The 18155-nt window shown below is 42.3% G+C and carries 17 protein-coding genes and 1 other RNA gene; 9 read left to right on the forward strand and 9 right to left on the reverse strand.

The window, feature by feature from the left end:
* Positions 1 to 19: 19 nt before the first annotated feature.
* Positions 20 to 3289, reverse strand: a complete 3270-nt coding sequence (locus FTU39_RS01765) for a LysM peptidoglycan-binding domain-containing protein (RefSeq protein WP_180051643.1) — start codon at positions 3287 to 3289, stop codon at positions 20 to 22.
* Between the two features lie 212 nt (positions 3290 to 3501).
* On the opposite strand from FTU39_RS01765, the gene dnaQ reads away from it, so the two are divergent.
* The 3 genes from dnaQ (at position 3502) to nudC (ending at position 7603) form a co-directional block, all read left to right on the forward strand.
* Positions 3502 to 5058: a DNA polymerase III subunit epsilon gene (dnaQ, locus tag FTU39_RS01770; RefSeq protein WP_180051644.1), complete on the forward strand. Its 1557-nt coding sequence runs from the start codon at positions 3502 to 3504 to the stop codon at positions 5056 to 5058.
* Positions 5059 to 5186: 128 nt separating this feature from the next.
* The gene (locus tag FTU39_RS01775; protein ID WP_096902171.1) at positions 5187 to 6830 is read left to right on the forward strand and encodes a chemotaxis protein; all 1644 of its coding nucleotides are present in this window, start codon (positions 5187 to 5189) and stop codon (positions 6828 to 6830) included.
* Positions 6830 to 7603 (forward strand): NAD(+) diphosphatase, encoded by a 774-nt coding sequence (gene nudC, locus FTU39_RS01780; protein WP_096902169.1) that lies wholly within the window; start codon positions 6830 to 6832, stop codon positions 7601 to 7603. Before FTU39_RS01775 ends, nudC begins: the two co-directional genes overlap by 1 nt.
* A gap of 94 nt (positions 7604 to 7697) precedes the next feature.
* Here the strand turns inward: nudC and FTU39_RS01785 are convergent, their stop codons facing one another.
* The 3 genes from FTU39_RS01785 to FTU39_RS01795 form a co-directional block, all read right to left on the reverse strand.
* Complete coding sequence (locus FTU39_RS01785) at positions 7698 to 8585, reverse strand: alpha/beta hydrolase (RefSeq protein ID WP_180051645.1); 888 nt, start codon at positions 8583 to 8585, stop codon at positions 7698 to 7700.
* Entirely contained in the window at positions 8575 to 9252 is a 678-nt protein-coding gene (locus FTU39_RS01790; RefSeq protein WP_136143977.1) for a BON domain-containing protein, read from the reverse strand. The genes FTU39_RS01785 and FTU39_RS01790 overlap by 11 nt, the downstream gene beginning before the upstream one ends.
* A gap of 110 nt (positions 9253 to 9362) precedes the next feature.
* Positions 9363 to 9791: a YraN family protein gene (locus tag FTU39_RS01795; protein WP_004972647.1), complete on the reverse strand. Its 429-nt coding sequence runs from the start codon at positions 9789 to 9791 to the stop codon at positions 9363 to 9365.
* Positions 9792 to 9996: 205 nt separating this feature from the next.
* Here FTU39_RS01795 and rsmI point away from each other — a divergent pair, with 205 nt between their 5' ends.
* The gene (gene rsmI / locus FTU39_RS01800; RefSeq protein WP_179991266.1) at positions 9997 to 10839 is read left to right on the forward strand and encodes a 16S rRNA (cytidine(1402)-2'-O)-methyltransferase; all 843 of its coding nucleotides are present in this window, start codon (positions 9997 to 9999) and stop codon (positions 10837 to 10839) included.
* Positions 10840 to 11031: 192 nt separating this feature from the next.
* Here rsmI and FTU39_RS01805 read toward each other — a convergent pair whose 3' ends face one another.
* The 3 genes from FTU39_RS01805 to ubiH form a co-directional block, all read right to left on the reverse strand.
* A complete protein-coding gene (locus FTU39_RS01805; RefSeq protein ID WP_004972644.1) occupies positions 11032 to 11280 on the reverse strand; it encodes a hypothetical protein in 249 nt (82 codons plus the stop codon).
* A 176-nt stretch (positions 11281 to 11456) separates the two neighbouring features.
* Positions 11457 to 12707 carry an FAD-dependent monooxygenase gene (locus FTU39_RS01810; RefSeq protein WP_180051646.1) on the reverse strand — a complete coding sequence of 417 codons (1251 nt, stop codon included), beginning with the start codon at positions 12705 to 12707 and terminating at the stop codon, positions 11457 to 11459.
* On the reverse strand, positions 12704 to 13912 hold the full coding sequence (gene ubiH, locus FTU39_RS01815) for a 2-octaprenyl-6-methoxyphenyl hydroxylase (protein ID WP_179991267.1): 1209 nt from the start codon (positions 13910 to 13912) through the stop codon (positions 12704 to 12706). The genes FTU39_RS01810 and ubiH overlap by 4 nt, the downstream gene beginning before the upstream one ends.
* A 372-nt stretch (positions 13913 to 14284) precedes the next feature.
* Between ubiH and FTU39_RS01820 the strand changes: the two genes are divergently transcribed.
* Positions 14285 to 14530: a type II toxin-antitoxin system RelB/DinJ family antitoxin gene (locus FTU39_RS01820; protein WP_004970507.1), complete on the forward strand. Its 246-nt coding sequence runs from the start codon at positions 14285 to 14287 to the stop codon at positions 14528 to 14530.
* Complete coding sequence (locus tag FTU39_RS01825) at positions 14520 to 14813, forward strand: type II toxin-antitoxin system RelE/ParE family toxin (protein ID WP_004970510.1); 294 nt, start codon at positions 14520 to 14522, stop codon at positions 14811 to 14813. The genes FTU39_RS01820 and FTU39_RS01825 overlap by 11 nt, the downstream gene beginning before the upstream one ends.
* A 79-nt stretch (positions 14814 to 14892) precedes the next feature.
* Here FTU39_RS01825 and pepP read toward each other — a convergent pair whose 3' ends face one another.
* Together pepP and FTU39_RS01835 are read right to left on the reverse strand one after the other, a co-directional pair.
* Positions 14893 to 16227 (reverse strand): Xaa-Pro aminopeptidase, encoded by a 1335-nt coding sequence (gene pepP, locus FTU39_RS01830; RefSeq protein ID WP_154320488.1) that lies wholly within the window; start codon positions 16225 to 16227, stop codon positions 14893 to 14895.
* A 94-nt stretch (positions 16228 to 16321) separates the two neighbouring features.
* Positions 16322 to 16960, reverse strand: coding sequence for a UPF0149 family protein (locus tag FTU39_RS01835; protein WP_179990344.1), 639 nt, complete (start codon positions 16958 to 16960; stop codon positions 16322 to 16324).
* A gap of 64 nt (positions 16961 to 17024) precedes the next feature.
* Here FTU39_RS01835 and FTU39_RS01840 point away from each other — a divergent pair, with 64 nt between their 5' ends.
* The 3 genes from FTU39_RS01840 (at position 17025) to ssrS (ending at position 18155) form a co-directional block, all read left to right on the forward strand.
* On the forward strand, positions 17025 to 17576 hold the full coding sequence (locus FTU39_RS01840) for a hypothetical protein (RefSeq protein WP_154320487.1): 552 nt from the start codon (positions 17025 to 17027) through the stop codon (positions 17574 to 17576).
* A 1-nt stretch (position 17577) separates the two neighbouring features.
* The gene (locus FTU39_RS01845; protein ID WP_004970518.1) at positions 17578 to 17862 is read left to right on the forward strand and encodes a cell division protein ZapA; all 285 of its coding nucleotides are present in this window, start codon (positions 17578 to 17580) and stop codon (positions 17860 to 17862) included.
* 110 nt (positions 17863 to 17972) lie between these two features.
* A non-coding RNA gene (gene ssrS / locus FTU39_RS01850) (6S RNA) lies at positions 17973 to 18155 on the forward strand.

The raw sequence follows: 18155 nt of genomic DNA on the forward strand, positions 1-18155 counted from the left end.
ACATCCTCAGGATTAAACTTTACAGATTCGGGACTTTAATCACATCGCCAATACGCAATTGAGTATTTGGCTGCATATCATTTAAATCTGCCAATGCTTTGGTGTCGATGCCATAACGACTGGATAAGCCAATCAGCGTATCCCCACGTTTCACTTTATATTCAGTTACGGTTTTGGGAACTTGAATATTTTGTCCAATGCGTAAACCTGAACGTGGCGTTAAGTTATTTAAACTCGCCAATTCTGCAACCGACACACCCACACGGCTGGCAATCGAATTTAAAGACTCACCACTTTTAACGGTATAAGTTTCGGTGGCTTTACTACTGCTGCTTTTCGCAGCACTTACGACCTCTGTTTTTACTTCATTTTTTGCAGCGCTGGCATCGACTTTTAAGCGTTGTCCAATGCGGACATTGGCAGTACGTGAAAGATCATTCAGCTCTGCCAAATAATTCAATTGCAATTTATATTGGCGCGCAATACTGCTTAAAGTTTCCCCTGCTTTGACCACGTGAATATCATTGGTGGTTTCAGCCACCGCTTCAACTTGGGCTTTTTTCTCAGGAACATCACCCGTGAGTTTAAGAATTTGTCCTGCTCTTAAACCACTGTTACGGCTTAGATTGTTTAAGTCTGCAATATAGTCTTGGCTGAGATTATATTTTGTCGAAATCGCCGATAAGGTATCGCCACGTTGTACCGTATAACGCTCAGGCACATTGACACCTGCAGGCACTTTGAGGGTTTGACCAATGCGCACACCGCTTTGCGTGCTTATATTATTTAAACTGGCGAGCTCTGCCAAAGAAATTTTGGCTTGGTTGGCAATGCTCGATAAAGTATCACCACGCTGTACTTGGTAGTTTTCAGTCGAATAGTTTGGCTCTGCTGCTTTTGTTTCTGACTTACTGGCTTCAGCTTTGCTCGCTTCCGTTTTTTGTGCAGTCACTTCATTTACAGGCACATTAATGCGTTGCCCAACCAATAAGCTACTGTTCGCGTTTAAACCTGGAGTTAAATCAGCCAATTCCTGATTTGACAAGGCATAACGGTCTGCAATCAGTTTTAAGTATTCGCCACGCTTCACTACGTAAGTTTTGGTTGCGATTTTTGCAGCCTGTTCTGCGGCTTTTTTGTCGGCTTCTGCTTTGGCTTTAGATGCAGCCGTTTCTTTTAAACTTAGACGCTGCCCTACAAATAAGCCACTGGTGGTGCTTAAGTTATTAAAATCTGCCAATTGTTTTACAGTTAAACCAAACTGACTGGCGACACCTGTTAAGGTATCATTGGCTTGCACCACGTATTGCTCAGGCATGGTTTTTGGCTTAGCAGGCTCTGCCTGTACTTGTGGCTTGGCGTCGTATAAATAAATACTGGTGCCCACATACAAAGTTGCATCTGGAGCAATTTGGTTCCACTTGGCAATATCACGCCAGTTCAAGCCATTTTTCATGGCAATACTGGCCAAGGTGTCCCCCGCTAACACGGTGTACGTGGTACGTTTGCCTTTTGGTGGTACGACCACCACTTCAGACTCCGTACGCACATAATTCTTACCTTGGTTACGCTTTGCTTCTTCTGAATCTAGGCGCGTATTTTCTGCCACACTTTTCGGGTAAGCAAAACCTTTGGTTAATTCTTTACCTTGCTGCTCTGCAACAGACAGACTGGTCTGAATAGCGGTCAGCTTAATTTTTCCATCGTATGGATCAACAATTTCAGTGCCTTGAGGCGCAATTTGTTTTAACTCAGCCACAAGTTGTTCTTGTTCTGCTTTAGAAGCCACAGGCTGCAACACTTCTTCTACAGTTTTATTGCTACCTTCTGCCTGCACTGCTGCAAGAATTTGCTCACGCTCAGTATTGGAAATTGGTGGTTCAATCCGCACAGGCTGAATATTGGCAGCAGGTGTAACAGCAACAGGAATACGCGGCGCACTTGGAATATCGCTACCCGCAGCAAATGCTGCCAAAGCGTCCGAACCTTGTGGCGTACGTGACAAACGTGTAGGCGTAGTCGTTGCTGGTTTTGAAACACTGGCTGTAGTCGATGCTGTGCTTGGTGTAGTGGTAGTTGTGACTGCCGTAGAGGCAGCAGGCTTGCCTGTAGTCGTTCTGGTTGTTGTACTGGTCGTTAACGCAGGTGGCTCAGATTTAGATGGTGTAATGGTCACACCAGAAGATGAAAACGATGGTGTGTTGCTGCTATTGCTTGCCCATAAACCGCCACCACCTTGTAGTTTTTTCAATCGTGCATCGACTGTTGGGCTTAAATCTGCAGGAATCAAAATACGCATTGGACTTTGGGTGTCAATCCGATCCCCACGATGTCCAGGGTTAAGCGAATACAGTTCGGCACGGCTGAGACCGGTAATATTGGCCACATCATTTAAATTCACCGCGCCCACATTAATTTCACGGAAGTGTGGACGGTTGGCAATTGGGGGTAAAGACACGCCATAAGCATGCGGGCTTTTAATAATTTGTGCTACCGCCAAGAAACGCGGCACATAGTTCATGGTTTCTTGCGGCAGTTTTAAAGACCAATAATCGGTTGGTAAACCTGCAGCTTTATTGCGGTTAATGGCTTGTTGAATACGACCCGGGCCTGCGTTATAAGCCGCCAATGCCAATTCCCAAGAACCAAACTGATTATACAAACTGCCCAAAAACTCATAGGCAGCACGAGTCGACTCCACGACATCTCGGCGACCATCGTACATCGAAGTTTGTTTTAAGCCGTAAATACGCCCTGTACTTGGAATGAACTGCCATAAACCTGCGGCAGCTGCGCTACTGGTTGCTGCAGGGTCATAGGAACTTTCAATCACAGGTAACAACGCCAATTCAGTTGGCATACCACGACGTTCAGCTTCTTTAACAGTGTGATACAAATAACGTGACGCACGCGCACTTAAACGATCCAAATACGGTTGACGTGAAATAAACCAGCCTCGCTGCGCTTCAATACGTGGGTTCCAATGGTTTAAATCCATTTTGAAACCAACGGTCATACGCTTCCAGACATCACCGTGTTTTAAAATTAATAAACGGTCACCTTCTACCGCGCGCATATCGGTTGCAGAGAGTAAATCTTCCAGAGCATCTAAAGTACTGGCATCTAAATAACCCGAACCGACCTGACTTGAAGTGAGTGGCTTGCTCGCACCCTGCGTCGAGCTACAGCCCGTCATCAAGCCAAGGGCAGCCAATGCTGAACCTAAAACTGTAATTTTTAAAAATGAAGGTAAAGTCGGCTGCCACATGCGCGTGGTTGGTTTATACATAAAAAAATCCAAACAACTCGTATATAAATTATTTTTTAGACTTGCCATTGTAGTAGAGCTAGACAACGACACAAGGCATTAATTTAGCGCGTTTCGTCTATAAATGTTACAAGAAATTAAAAAATAGACAGGATTTACACGTCTAAACCGAATTTGCGATATACAATAGCTTTTCATTTTGATTTATTTTGCACAACCTGCGGATCTGATTTATGTCTCAAACAATCACTTTATATGTTGATGGTGCTTGTCGTGGTAATCCTGGCTTGGGTGGCTGGGGTGCGTATATTGTTACCGAACAAGAAGAACATAAATTATATGGTGGCGAAGCTCAAACCACCAATAACCGTATGGAATTGACTGCAGCGATTGAAGGCATTTTATTTTGCCCAATGGATGCCAAGCTGATTATTTGGACTGACTCCAATTACGTCAAACAAGGCATTACCGAGTGGATTCACGGCTGGAAAAAGAAAAACTGGAAAGATGTCAAAAACCCTGACCTTTGGCAAAAATTAGATGCCACCTGTCAAGGGCGTGAAATTGAATGGCACTGGATTAAAGGTCATGCAGGACATGTAGGCAATGAAATGGCAGATCAGCTTGCCAATTTAGGTGCAGATCAAATTCAGAAAACCTTAACTACAAATACGGCTCAACACATTCGCCCTGCGCTCGAGCTTACCCCAAATGATAAAAAAAAAGCGGAATCTGATTGGTTGCTCGACGATCCTTTCGGTTTTGACTTGATCGAAGAAGATGTAGAAATTGAAACAAGTACGCTGCATCGTCCTGTAGAAATCGACGTACACAACAATCATCAGGTCAAGGTCGATCTTGAAATAATGCAGACGCCAACCACACGCCTAGCCACAGAAACAGAAACAGAAACAGAAACAGAAACAGAAACAGAAACAGAAACAGAAACAGAAACAGAAACAGAAACAGAAACAGAAACAGAAACAGAAACAACAATTGAAACTGCAATCAATGCCGTTGAAGCCGATACAGCAGCAGTAAATGATCTTTCCAATCATCCACACATTGTGATTACCCCTGCCACGCTAAGCTTACATGGTCCACGCCAATTGATTCTAGATACTGAAACCACAGGTTTTTACTATCAAGATGGTGACCGAATTATTGAAGTCGGTGCGCTGGAAATGATTAACCGTAAACTCACGGGCAGTTCCATCCACATTTATATTCAGCCTGAAAAACTGGTCGGTGAATCAGAAAACATTCACGGTATTTCAGATGAGTTCTTAAAAGACAAACCCAAGTTTGCCGAAATTGCCGATGTGCTGTATCAATATCTTAAAGGTGCAGAAATTATTGCGCATAACGCCACCTTCGATATGAACTTCTTAGATATGGAGTTCAGTCGTGCGGGGTTGGGCAATTTGTCCGAAGTATGCGAAGTGACCGACTCACTGCTCATGGCAAAAAGTAAGCATCCTGGGCAAAAAAACTCACTCGATGCGCTCGTCAGACGCTATGAAATTCCTGCGCGTGACCGTACGTTCCACGGCGCATTACTAGATGCTGAAATTCTAGCCGATGTTTACTTGGCAATGACTGGCGGACAAGTCGCCTTTGATATGGATGCTCTGTCTGCAAGCGAAGAACAGCAACGTCAAAGTGATCGTTTAAGTATTGATATTGATCTTGCTGTGATTCTGCCATCAGAAGAAGAATTGGCTGCACATGAGAATTGGGTCAAACAATTTGAAGAAAAACACGGTAAACCTTGCTTTTTTGCCAAATAAAATCTACGAGTTTTGTAATTTTATGTATTTAAAGATTTGCCAGTTCAGTTATAGTTAAAGCAAATAGGACTTTGTGTATTTTGCAAAGAACCAACAAACAGATAAAACACTAGGAAAGGTGCAGATCCATGTCTTACCAAACCTCTATACATTTTGATCCAACTGCCTTACTGATAATAAAAAATGAGGTTGATAATTCTATCAAACTGGTTGAATCCGCAGTAAGCACCTTAGCAGAAGATCAAACTTTGCCTTTTGGGATTGATGATGCACTGAATCAGTTTGAACAGTGTGCTCAGGTTTTAGCCTTAATTGATATGGAAAGCTTGGCAAAAATTGCGCAATACTCAGCAGAGCTGATGCGTAAAATTATGGGGAATCCAAGCAATATCAACACGCTGGAAGTCATTGCACTTAGCGAAGGCACCACCATGCTCAAGCGTTATATTGAGTTTATTTGCCTACGTGAAGTTAAAATTCCACAATTCCTACTCGACACTTTAAACCGTTTAGAATTGGCATTGGGTAAACCATTGACTCAGGAAGGTCAGCATATTGAAACTTTATTGGACTGCATCACTCCAAGTTTCCAATTGCCGCAAGTGCCTTCTTTAGAAAAGTCGGCTTATGTGCATCGCTTATATAAACTGTCATTACATAAGCTGCTCAAGCAAGAAGAATCTGCCATGGATCTTCAAGCGATTAAACTGGTAGGAACGTATTTGGCAGGTTTGGCAGAACAACATCCGAGTCAGCAATATTGGGGCTTAGTACACGTTGCCTTTAACCATATTGATAACTTGTTGTTGAATGAGCCACGTTTGCGTACTTTTATTAGTATTGAGCACAATATGCGTCAATACTTTGCTACGCCAGAAAGCTTTACCGCCAGCTTGTCTGATCTTGCGAATGTGTTGAGCCTGTGTATTAGTCAAGAAGATGAAATTTCTCAACATATTCGCAGTCAAATGAATATTGGTGAAGACTTACTCACCGACATGCAGCTCCAAGTATTCAGCCGTCATTTATATGGTCCAGATTTTGACACCATGCATACCATTAGCGATTTGGTCACCACAGAAATGACACAAATTCGCAATGATATTGAATACAACTATCAAAACATGAGTCCTGAAAAAACGCTGGAATTACAAGGCAAATTAACAGAGTTAGCAAACTTGTTTAAAGTCTTGAACTTAAATGAAGCGCATTTGGACTTACAACGCCAAGCTGAATCATTAAGCCGTCCTGAATTACTCAAAGATGAAAACTTTGCCCAGCAATTAATGAACGTGATTTTATCGGCCATGAACTCAATCGGTGTGCTTGAACGTCACCACACCTCTAGCCGTTTGCAGTTACGTGTGAATAACATGAACATTTCGCTAGATCGTTTAGATGAAGCACACGAAGCCTTGCTGACTGAAACCAAGTTACTGATTGACTTAATCACGCAAACACTGACACAGCACCTACAAACTCAAAGTGTTGCAGATTTAGAGCATACTTCAGCGCAAATTCGTGAAGTTGCAGGGGCAATGTTGTTCTTGAATGCTGAAAGTGGTCAAAAAGCACTGAAAGTATCTGCAGATTTTGTGCATGCACAAGTCGAAGCAGGACAAAACTTAACTGCTGAACAAGTCAACAATATCTTAGATACGCTTGCCAGTGCAGACATGCTGATTGACAATTTAAAGAACAAACAACCTGTTCTACAAAGCATGTTTAAGGTAGCATTGGACAGTAGTGAAAAATTGAAAACTGTAGCCTAATGACTGAACTCTCACTTGCATATATTTTTCAGCAACAACAACTTTTGGTCGATGAAAACTTCCAATTACCACGTGTGGAAAAGTTGGCAAGTGATTTAAGTTTTAGCTCGGGTGATCAAGTGATTGCCCGAGATCTGCTTGAAGATGAATCCATTCCTGAAGGCTTTCAACTGGTGCCTATCCGACAACTTTTACAAGTCTGGAACACCCAACAGTTTGAACAAGCCAGCCGTGCTATTCAGTTACTCGAATGGCGTCGCAACCACAAATTCTGCAGCCATTGCGGTCATAAAACCGAAGTCCATGCGACTCAATATGCCATGGTCTGCCCGGCTTGTGGCTATCACCAATATCCGCGCGTAAATCCATGTGTCATTACCGTGATTACTCGTGGTGAAGATGAAGTCTTATTGGCGCGTAATGCACGCAATAAACTGCCCATTTACGGTTTAATCGCAGGCTTTGTTGAAGTGGGTGAAACACTCGAAGAAGCAGTACGTCGTGAAACTTTTGAAGAAGTTGGCGTACAACTTAAAAATATTCAGTATCTTGCCAGCCAGCCGTGGCCTTTTCCAAGTAACTTAATGATCGCCTTTAAAGCTGAATATGCAGGCGGTGAAATTCAGTTACAGGAAGAAGAAATTCGTGATGCACAGTTCTTTAAGTTTGATCAACTGCCTGATATTCCATTTAAAGGCAGTATCGCCCATGCCATGATTATGCATGTGACCCAAGGCACGCCTGTGGCAGATGACACCAAAGCTTGGCTATAAGTCTAATTCGCAATCTTGCATTTAAAAAACCGTTGCACCCCATAAGCTGCAACGGTTTTTTTAATTACCATTTTCCACAGAAGATCAATCAACATCACGCATCTTTAAGTGCCAGATCTAAAGCACGCATAATTTGGCGTTTGGTCGCAAAGAAACGACTAAACAAACTCGACACCGATGCCATAACACTGACATGCCCTGTTTTTGGAATGACAATAATTTCACTATGATTGCCATATTTCTTTAATACGTGGTCGAAGTCTGTGGCATTACTTGCCCCCACAATTTGATCTTTTTCTGCCACCAATAAATAGTGTTTGACTGAATTCGGCTCCACAAAATAATACGGCATCACATCCTGATACGGCACCTCTTGATCAAAGGCATCGGCACATAGCGGATCATCCTTATAATCAAAATGATAAGGCCCTGCCAAACCAATAATCGCACGAATGTGATCTTTACAGCTTAAAGCATAGGGCTGGGGATGGTACAACAAGGACATCACATTAAATGCCCCAGCCGAATGTCCCATCAATACCACCTGTGCCGTAGAAATACCCAGTTTGTGTTGCTGCTGAGTCAAGTAATTCAGTGCAAGAGTTAAATCATCAATATAGGTGGGAAAAATATGCTGTGGCGCGAGTTGATAGTTCATCACCGCAACATCAAAGCCTTCTTTTGCAAAAGCTTCGCCCACAAAACGATAATCCTGCTTATCGCCACGTGACCATGCCCCACCATGCACAAACACCATGAGTGGACGCTGCGGGCGTGGTGTTATGGTGCGGTACAAATCCAAACGATGCCGTGCGCGTAAACCATAAGCAATATTGCTTTGAACGGTATAACCCTGACGTGGCGTTAAACGGTTCAGCGCATAGCTGCCCAAATCATACAGGCGAAATTCTTCATAAATACGTTTCGCCTGTTCTAAAGTTTTATTCAGTTGTTTAAACCAGTGTTCCACATTATTGAACATGTGTCGGTTCAACCTGATCTGGGTCAATCGCGACTGGCGTTTGTGTTTCTGGAGCAACCATTGGGCTGACAAAGTTCGCATTGTTGCTCGGTTGTAGCTCAATATTATCAATCAGGGTAATAATTTTAGTGACATTGCCCACTTGTTGTAGCACTTGGTTTAAATCCTGCAATTCTGCATTGTTTAAACGTCCCATCACATACAACACACCATCTTCGGTATGAACACGCACTTTGCTGTCTGACACCACAGGTGCTTTCATAATCAAACCACGGGTATTTGCAGTAACCGTGGTGTCCTGCATAATGGTGCTATAGCTGATTTGATTACCCACTGTAATATAATTGTGGATGGTTTTTACATCACTCATGGCACGCACATTGTCTTCTGCCAACTGTTTTAAATGCGCGTCAGGCACTTGCCCTGTCAACAACACATTGCCATGAAAACTTTCTATATTGACACGTGATTGTTTAAAACGTGAATCCAGTTTATATAAATTAATTTTTGCAGTACGTTCAATAGAGTTATCTATAAACACTTGCCCAAGTGAGCGTGCACCACTTTCTGTACCCACTGGCGCAGTGCCTGTGCCACTTGAAATAAAACTTGCACAACCCGATAAACTTGCTACACACAGCAAGGTCACTGCAATACGCTTGAACACTCAGCAAGACTCCTATTATTTTCTTTCAATTCTGGCTTGTGCTGTGCATTTCATCCTTAGATTTGCACGATCAACAATACACCGACTGATGCTTTTGCTTTAAATTTCACTCAAAGATTAATCAAGTCTGCATCAAAAGTAAAAGCATTTTCAATCCATTGCAAATCATACGGGAATTTGGAAAAGTCTTGCTGTACTGTTTTTGCAAATTGCTGAGAAAAATCAAAGCAAATCACATCAAAACGACAATAATATTCTGAATAGTGTGGATATTCTGTTAAAAACTGCATGGCGGTTTTCATAATTTTACGCTGCTTAGATGCAGACACCACTTCGTAGGCTTTGCCATAGCCAGTTTGCGAACGCGCTTTAACTTCTACAAAAATCAGTTGTTCTGCTTGAATAAAAATACCATCTATTTCACCAAAAACACTGTGATAATTCTGCTCCAGCATACGCCAACCGTGTTGATGTAAATATTGCCAAGCCGTCTGCTCTGCCCATGTGCCAATGCTTTGCTGCAGTGTTTTTTGATTCATGCTATATCCGATTTTTTTTATTTTGTTATGGTGCGCAATCGTAGTATTCGCTGAAGTGCGATGACGCGAGTTTCACACGCCAGACTGCAATTCAGGTAGAATAAGCGCTTGGTCTGTAACTTGTATCAGACGCAAGCCAATACTGCTGTTGTTTCGTGTTCCATCATTTTTATTTTAGTTTGCTATTTCCCACGGAGAAAACTCAATGAGTGCCCAGTTATTTGTTGTTGCTACCCCAATTGGTCACTTAGATGATATGAGCTACCGTTCAATTGATGTGCTCAAATCGGTCAGCCTAATTGCCGCTGAAGATACCCGCACCTCTGCACAATTAATGAAACATTTTAATATTTCAACTCCGCTTACAGCCTGCCATGAACACAACGAAAGCAACAAGATTGATATTTTAGTCCAAAAATTACTCAATGGCGAAGATATTGCGCTCATTAGCGATGCAGGTACACCACTGATTAGCGACCCAGGTTTTAAACTGGTTCGTGCAGCACAAGCCAATGGTATTCGTGTGATTCCTGTGCCGGGTGCATGTGCAGCCATTGCAGCGCTCAGTGCGGTTGGCTTACCAAGTGATCGCTTTAGTTTTCAGGGATTTCTCGCTTCTAAACAGTCACAGCGATTACAACAACTTGAAAAGCTAAAAGATGAAACCCAAACCCTGATTTTTTATGAAGCACCACATCGAATTTTAGATTCAGTCAAAGATATGGCTGCCGTGTTTGGTGCAGATCGCCCTGTTGGCTTTGCCCGTGAAATCACCAAAACCTTTGAAACCATTAAAAAAATGACTTTAGGTGAATTGGCTGAATTTATCGCAGCAGATCATCATCAACAAAAAGGTGAAATTGTATTGGTGGTGGGGGGAGCGAGCGAAGAAAAAGACATGGAACAAGAAAAATTAGATCAATTATTGCAGCGTTTGTTGCAAGATTTATCGGTAAAAGCAGCATCACAATTGGCGGCTGATCTAACAGGGATTAAAAAGAAAATTGCCTATCAACGTGCGTTGGAATTAAGCCAAGCAGCTGAATAAGCCGATTGAGCAATAACAGTGATGACGATCATCGCGCATAAAAAAAGCATCACCCTTTATACAAGGTGATGCTTTTTTTATCTTGAAGTGATAAACATTAGAGCAGCCTGCATAGTAAGCATCCCGCCCTAACTCACTCAACAGTTCAACGAATAAATTCAATCAACAAGTTCAGCAAGCACGTTCAACAGATTAGTCGCGCGCAGACTCATCTGGTGGCACTTCGGTAATTTTTCCGCCACGCGCCAAGAATGCAGCCACTTCATCTTCCAATGCCTGACGCTGTTTTAGTTTGGCAGTTACAGTGAGAGTTTCTGCTTCTGCAAGATCACCATCTACAGCACCTTCTTCTGATTCTGCTGCACCTTTTTCAGCCGCTTTCGCTTCATCTTCGTCTACAGTTGAATCTTCTACATCATCGTAATCGTTCATGTCCGTCATCTTAATCTCCCCACAAATGACTTCAATTTAGTCCAAGTGAAAACTGGTTATGAATTACGATGAAATTTAGCAATCTCTTGGCCTTTCGCATAGAGTCTAGATTAAAAAAAACGTATCTTTTTTAACCAAATTCGTAATCAGGTATGTATGACCGTACAAAAAACGACTGTTTTGCTTTAAACCGCGTAGCGTGTGTCTTTAAGCAGGCTTAATCCACTGGCTTGTGACATAAAGGCATCTTTTAACGCAGGCAGCTGCTCCACCTGTTTTAAACCAAAGTTACGTGCCCACACCATAGGGAATAAAGTGGTGGTTTCCATCCAGCCAATCGCAGACATACTATGCATCATGGCATCATTTTGTCCTTTACGACGATGCTCGTAACGCTTTAAAGTTTGCTCATGCGCCCAAACACCACGTTTGAAATCATGCAACAACACATCGCACAGTACGGCTGCATCCAGACAACCAATATTCACGCCCTGCCCTGCAAGCGGATGAATTACATGCGCGGCATCACCAATAAGTGCCAAACCATCTTGCACATAACGCTGCGCTGCACGTGCTTTCAGTGGGAAAATAGCACGTGGGGTTGCCTCTAAGACTTCCCCAAGCATGTGATGACTTTCACGAGTCAAAAGTTGGGTAAAGTCGTCATCATTCAGTTTGGCATATTCTTCGGCATAGTCATCAGGCAAAGTCCAAACAATCGACTGCCAATGCCCTTCCTGCTCGGCGTGTAAACTTGCCATCGGTAAATAGGCCAAAGGACCAGTTTCTAAGAAAATTTGACGTGCAACATGCTGATGCGGCTGCGCAGTACGAATTGCACAGGTTAGACCTGCCTGACGATAATCCAACACATCAAAATCAATAAAGGCTTGTTCGCGCACAAAGGAGTTAGCACCATCTGCGCCAATGACTAGCTTAGTCTGTAATTGTGTACCATCGGCCAAATAAATGTGCCAAACGCCAACACCACGCTCTAAACGGGTCACTTTGACTTGCGTTCGATAATCTTGCACTTGTTGCAACATTTGCTGCTGAATCGCTAGATTTAAAATGCTTGGCTCGACCATTGAACCCAGAGCCTGCTCAATAGCGGGTGTACGTTCGTTACTTGCCCCAAAGTTAATTTCGCCATAGCCATTTTTATTCCAAACCTGCATGCCGCTATACGGCATATGTCGCGCCAGTTTAGACCAGACATTGACTGTTTTTAACAGGTGGATGGTGGCCTGACTTAAAGCCAATACACGCGGATTGGCAACTGCAAGGGTTTTCTCTGCATCTAAAATAGGTGCGGCATCTAAAACTGTAGCCTGCACACCCCCTTGTGCCAATAAAAGTGCAGTTAAGCCTCCCACCAAGCCGCCACCAATAATGACGACATCTAACACTTGCGTTTGTTGATTTGCTGTGATCATGCTTTTAACCCCATGGCATAATTGGCGACCAAAGGTTTAATGCCTGGAATGGTATCAAACGCGACTAAGCCTGTATTACGCATAAATTTCAGGATTGGGTTTTGATTGCTAAATCCACGTACCACGCTGTCACAGAATTTAATGACTCGCTGTTGATCTTTCAAACGCGATTGTTCATAGTCACGCAGCATTGCAGCATCGCCTAAATCTGCTGACTGTGCCGCCTGTTCGGTGAGATAACGCAATAATACGTAAGCATCTCGCATACACAAGTTAAAGCCCTGCCCTGCGACTGGGTGAATGGTATGCGCTGCATTACCCATCAGTACAACGCGACCAACCGCCTGTTTTTCTGCCAGAACTTGTGACAATGGAAAACTAAAACGACGTCCTGTTTTTTCAAACTTCCCTGCACGGTCACCATAGGCTTGTTGCAAGGCATTTAAAAAGTGTTGATCATTTTCATCGCCAATCCATTCATGTTCTGTACCTTTTGGCACAGGCCACACCACAGAACGGCGATATTCACCTGGCAGGGGCAGCAACGCCAAAGGCCCTAAGTGACTAAAACGCTCAAAACCCACATGCGCATGCGGCTTGGAGGTTTGCACTGTGGTCACAATCGCTACTTGGTCATAATCATGTTCCGATGCACCAATGCCCAAGGCTTTACGGCAGAAAGAATCACGACCATCGGCAGCAATCAGTAGTTTGGCAGCAAGCTGTAATTGTTCCTGACCACGTACCGCTTCAATATAGGCAAAATCTGCATCTTGTTTAAGACTGGTGACCTGCACACCATCAATCAATTCAATCAAAGGTTGTTTACGTACTTCGGTCAACAACACTCGACCTAACCATGCATTTTCAATCACCTGACCAAAGCTTTCGACTTTTTCTTGTTCGGCCAATAAACGTGCCTTGCCAAAACTATCTTGTTCGGTAATTTGAACTTCTAAAATAGGCGTAGCATGTTCTTGCAAGGCATCCCATAAACCTAGCTCTTGGTAAATTTGTACGCTGCGACGCGACAAGGCACTGTTACGTGCATCAAAACTGGAATGATACGGCGCAAGGCTGGCATCGTCATAATTGGGGTATTGAATCGCTTCTAGCAACTTCACTGCAATGTTTGACTTAGCCAACATCAAGGCTAAGCTTAGCCCGACCATACCACCGCCTACAATGATCACTTCTTGTTGCATGCCTTGATCCTTTTTATGAGGTATTCGACTTCAAAAGATTCAATCGAAATACGTATAATCTGTAATGGATTTTATCTTACCGCAAAGTCATTTATTTTTATAATGAATTAGTGTTGAAGCTATGGAAGATGATTAGACTTCTTGCAAATGTCCAATTCAAACTATAATTATTAGTCCCTCATCTTCTTGCTCCGAGCCATGTATGATACAAGAGAAGATAAATTCAATACTTAGTATTATTGATGGCTGATGATTGATTTTAGAATAAGCTCAACGATAAAAATGATCTCACATAATGGTTATTATACAAACTATCTTTGTAATGCATATTGCATTACAATATTTCCATACATTCAATAACTGAGAGAAGTGATGGCTACTGTTAATTTCAGGGTCGATGAAGCCCTTAAAGAAAAATCTTATTCAATCCTTAAAGAACAAGGTATCTCACCTACCGATTTCTTTACCAATATTCTTGAATATGTGGCAACGACTGGAAAGCTTCCAGTACAGAAAGCGTTGCTTTCAGAAGAAGATGCTGAACTATTGGCACTTGTCCGTAAACGCATGAATGATCCTAAAGAGATGTTCGAGGAAGTCACATTAGATGACTTATAATCTTTTACGTCATAAGGACTTCACTGCAGAATGGGAAAAGCTTCCGAGTGCTATCCGCGACCAATTCAAGAAAAAATTAGCCAAAGTCATTGAGCAGCCACATATTCCAAAGAACATGCTTAAAGGTGATCTTGCTGGCTGCTATAAAATCAAATTATTAAAAGCGGGTGTCCGACTTATTTATCAGGTCAAAGATGATCAGGTCGTTATTTTGCTCATTACCGTTGGAAAGCGTGCTGATAACATTGTTTATGATGAAGCAAAAAAGCGGATCAAAGACTAAAAATTATTTACATACTCAAAATTTACACGCGCTTTCTAATAAAAAAGCTGATCACTTGACCAGCTTTGATTAGACCCAATTAAGCAGATTTAGCTTTTGCCATCAATGCTTCAATCTCTTCTACGGTTTTCACCACTTTTGAAGTCAGATTCAATGGCCCGTTCGCAGTCGCAACAATATCATCTTCAATACGGATACCTATACCACGCCATTTAGCATCTACCGTTTCATCATCGGGTGCAATGTATAGACCCGGTTCAACGGTCACCACCATACCTTCTTCATAAACACGCCAGTCTTCACCGTGTTTATAGCTGCCGACATCATGCACATCCATGCCCAACCAATGCCCTGTACCGTGCATATAAAACTGGCGATAACTTTCCGAAGCAATAATTTCTTCTAAATTGCCCTGCATAATGCCTAGATCAAGCAAACCTTGCACCAAAATACGCACCGCAACATGGTGTGGTTCTTTATAGGAGTTACCAATTTGTACAGCTTCAATTGCTGCAATTTGCGCATCCAATACAATGTTATACAGTGCTTTTTGTTCTGGACTGAATTGACCATTCACGGGAAAAGTACGGGTAATATCTGAGGCATAGCACTGATATTCACAGGCTGCATCAATCAGGACTAAATCGCCATCTTTAAGCACTTTGTCATTTTCGACATAATGCAAAATGCAGGCATTTTCACCACCACCGACAATACTGTTATAGGCAGGTACGCAGCCATTTTTACCAAAAATATAATTCAGTTCAGCTTCTAGCTCATATTCCATCATGCCTGCTTTTACTGTTTGCATGGCACGAGTATGTGCTTCTGCACTAATATTTGAAGCAATTTGCATCAGTTCCAATTCAGACTCAGTTTTATGCAAACGCATTTCATCCAGCAAACGATCTAACTGAACAATTTTGGCAGGTGCAGTATTGCCTTGACGATGTTGTGCATCAGCTTGTTGGTTCCATGCCGCAACACGTACATCAAATTCAGTCTGATGCCCCAAGCGATAGTACAACGTGTCTTTATTGACAATTTTGGCGATGATTTCTGCATCTAATTGCGCAATTGCAAAAGACTCATCTGCCTCAAACAGCTCAATTGCACCTTCTAAACCTGCGCGATAACCATTCCAGATTTCCATTTCACGGTTACGTTCACGGCAGAACAACGTGTAGGTATAACCTTCATCAATTGATTCATAGGTTTCAATCACCGCAACTGCTTCAGGTTCAGCAAAACCTGTTAAATAGAAAAAACTGCTGTCGGCACGATATTTATAATCTGCATCACGATTACGCATTGCCACAGGACTGGTTGCAATAATTGCGACACTATTGGGTCCCATCAGTTCTGCAAGTTGATCACGACGTTCTTTAAATTCGACTTGAGTCAGTTTTTTCATAAATACGGTCTACATATATAAAATGATGAAAATATGATTGTTGTAATGACTTAAAGCACCTTACACCGACTTAACTTAGGCACACAACGCCCGATTAACTCGGACGGTGTGGCGTAAACATTTCAACAACAGCACTTGCGTTTTGTGTTGTTTGTACGGTTTGTTGACGCGACTTAGCATGTAAGTTTTGCAATAAAGAGCTTTCTTCTACAGGCACTTTTTTACGTCCTACAGATAAACTCACAGGAATCAAACGTACAAATTCATACAATTCCTGATAGCTTTCTTCGCCTTCTTCATCATTGTCTGAATCTTCAAATTCAACCGCAGCGACATCTTGTAAATGCTCAATCAGTTCGATTTCATCTGAACGAATATGCCCAGAAGCTAAACCAAACCCAAGCACGACGCCTGCACACCAATCCGCCAAAGCTTGCACACGTTCTTGTAAAAGATGTTCATCATCTGGCAACAACGGCAAATGATCCAACTCATCTTCAGACAAGGCATGTGCGACATCTTCTGATTCATCGGTTAAAAGTGAGAGTGCGGCTGGCTCTAATTCTGGCACATTTAAAGTTTCTAAAATCTGCTGCCATTCGGTTTCGGTTGGTGCATTTGTCACACAAACTATACCTGTCAGCAAGCCATGTAACTCACTTGGGCTTGAAATTTCTTCAATGTTAGAAAAATTGCGGAACCATTCCGACCAACCTGAAATATCGTCTTGCATTCGTTTATCCAATCTCTATACTTCGTATATATTACCTTTGTTTGCAATACTGTGCGACCACGATATGTTAGAAGAATTACAGCGTCTACAAGCGTATATTGGTGTTTTAAAAACACGAATTAATCATTATGAAAGTGAAAATGCCGCCCTCAGCACAGCCAAGCAAACTGCTGAGGAACAGCATCATGCTCAAATTGTTCAAAGAAACGGCATCATTACTGCCAAGCAAGATGAAATTGAGAATCTGACTGAGCAATTAAGCAGCACGCAAGCGCAATTACAGCAGTTAAATCAAGATGCGACAGCACTGGCAGACCGTTACAGTCGTTTGGAAAAAAGCTGTACTGATTTGAAAAACCGCTTTCAGGAAATTTTGGCTGAGCGCAATGAATTACGCATTTTAAAAGAAAAAATGCTGAATGATCAGCGTTTAAATCAGCACGAAATTCAGACACTCAAACAAGAACGTGAAAGATTGTTACAAAAAAATGAGCATGCAAAAGCCAAAGTGGAAGCCATTATTCAGCGTCTTGCAATTTTAGGTACAGCTCAAGATCATCATGCGCAAGAAATTCAACAACTTGCCCACCCTGCCGAAGTGAGTGAGGAAGGTTAATATGTCAGTTCAAATTCCAATTGATTTACGTGTTTTAGGACATAGTTTCCGTTTAGCCACAACTGAAGAAAAAAGAGAAGATTTAGAGCGTGCGGCACAATTATTGAATGAACGCTATGATGAGTTTCGTCGTAAAGCGCCCAATATGGAACCGAGCAAACTGATTATTGTGGTGGCTTTAGAGTTGATGCAAGAGGTTCTTTCTATGAATAAATCTTTGCAGCATTATGAGCATTGTGAGCGTTTACTCAGCACCATTTTGCAAGAAGTTGAAGCCCTTACTTAAGTGGTGTTTTTTTGACTTAAGTTTGCATAAAGGCTATGCAAACAAGCTCTATCTTTATAGTTAATTCGTGAACATGAGTTGCCAAGCAACTGAGATGGGTTATACTAATTCTAACTCTGAGGTGTTCGCCAGCGAGTCTATATCCCTGCCGATACTTTAATCTTAGGATTGTGTTCTGCATATTTAGAGCGTATGCCCATCTCGTATGGGAAACCCAGCAAGTATGCGTCGCGTCCGCCTTGAACTTTTTCGGGTTCAGGGTAACGACATGCAGCGGCATCTTCGGAGCTATT

The organism is Acinetobacter sp. YH12099, from assembly GCF_013419195.1.
Taxonomy (GTDB): domain Bacteria; phylum Pseudomonadota; class Gammaproteobacteria; order Pseudomonadales; family Moraxellaceae; genus Acinetobacter; species Acinetobacter towneri.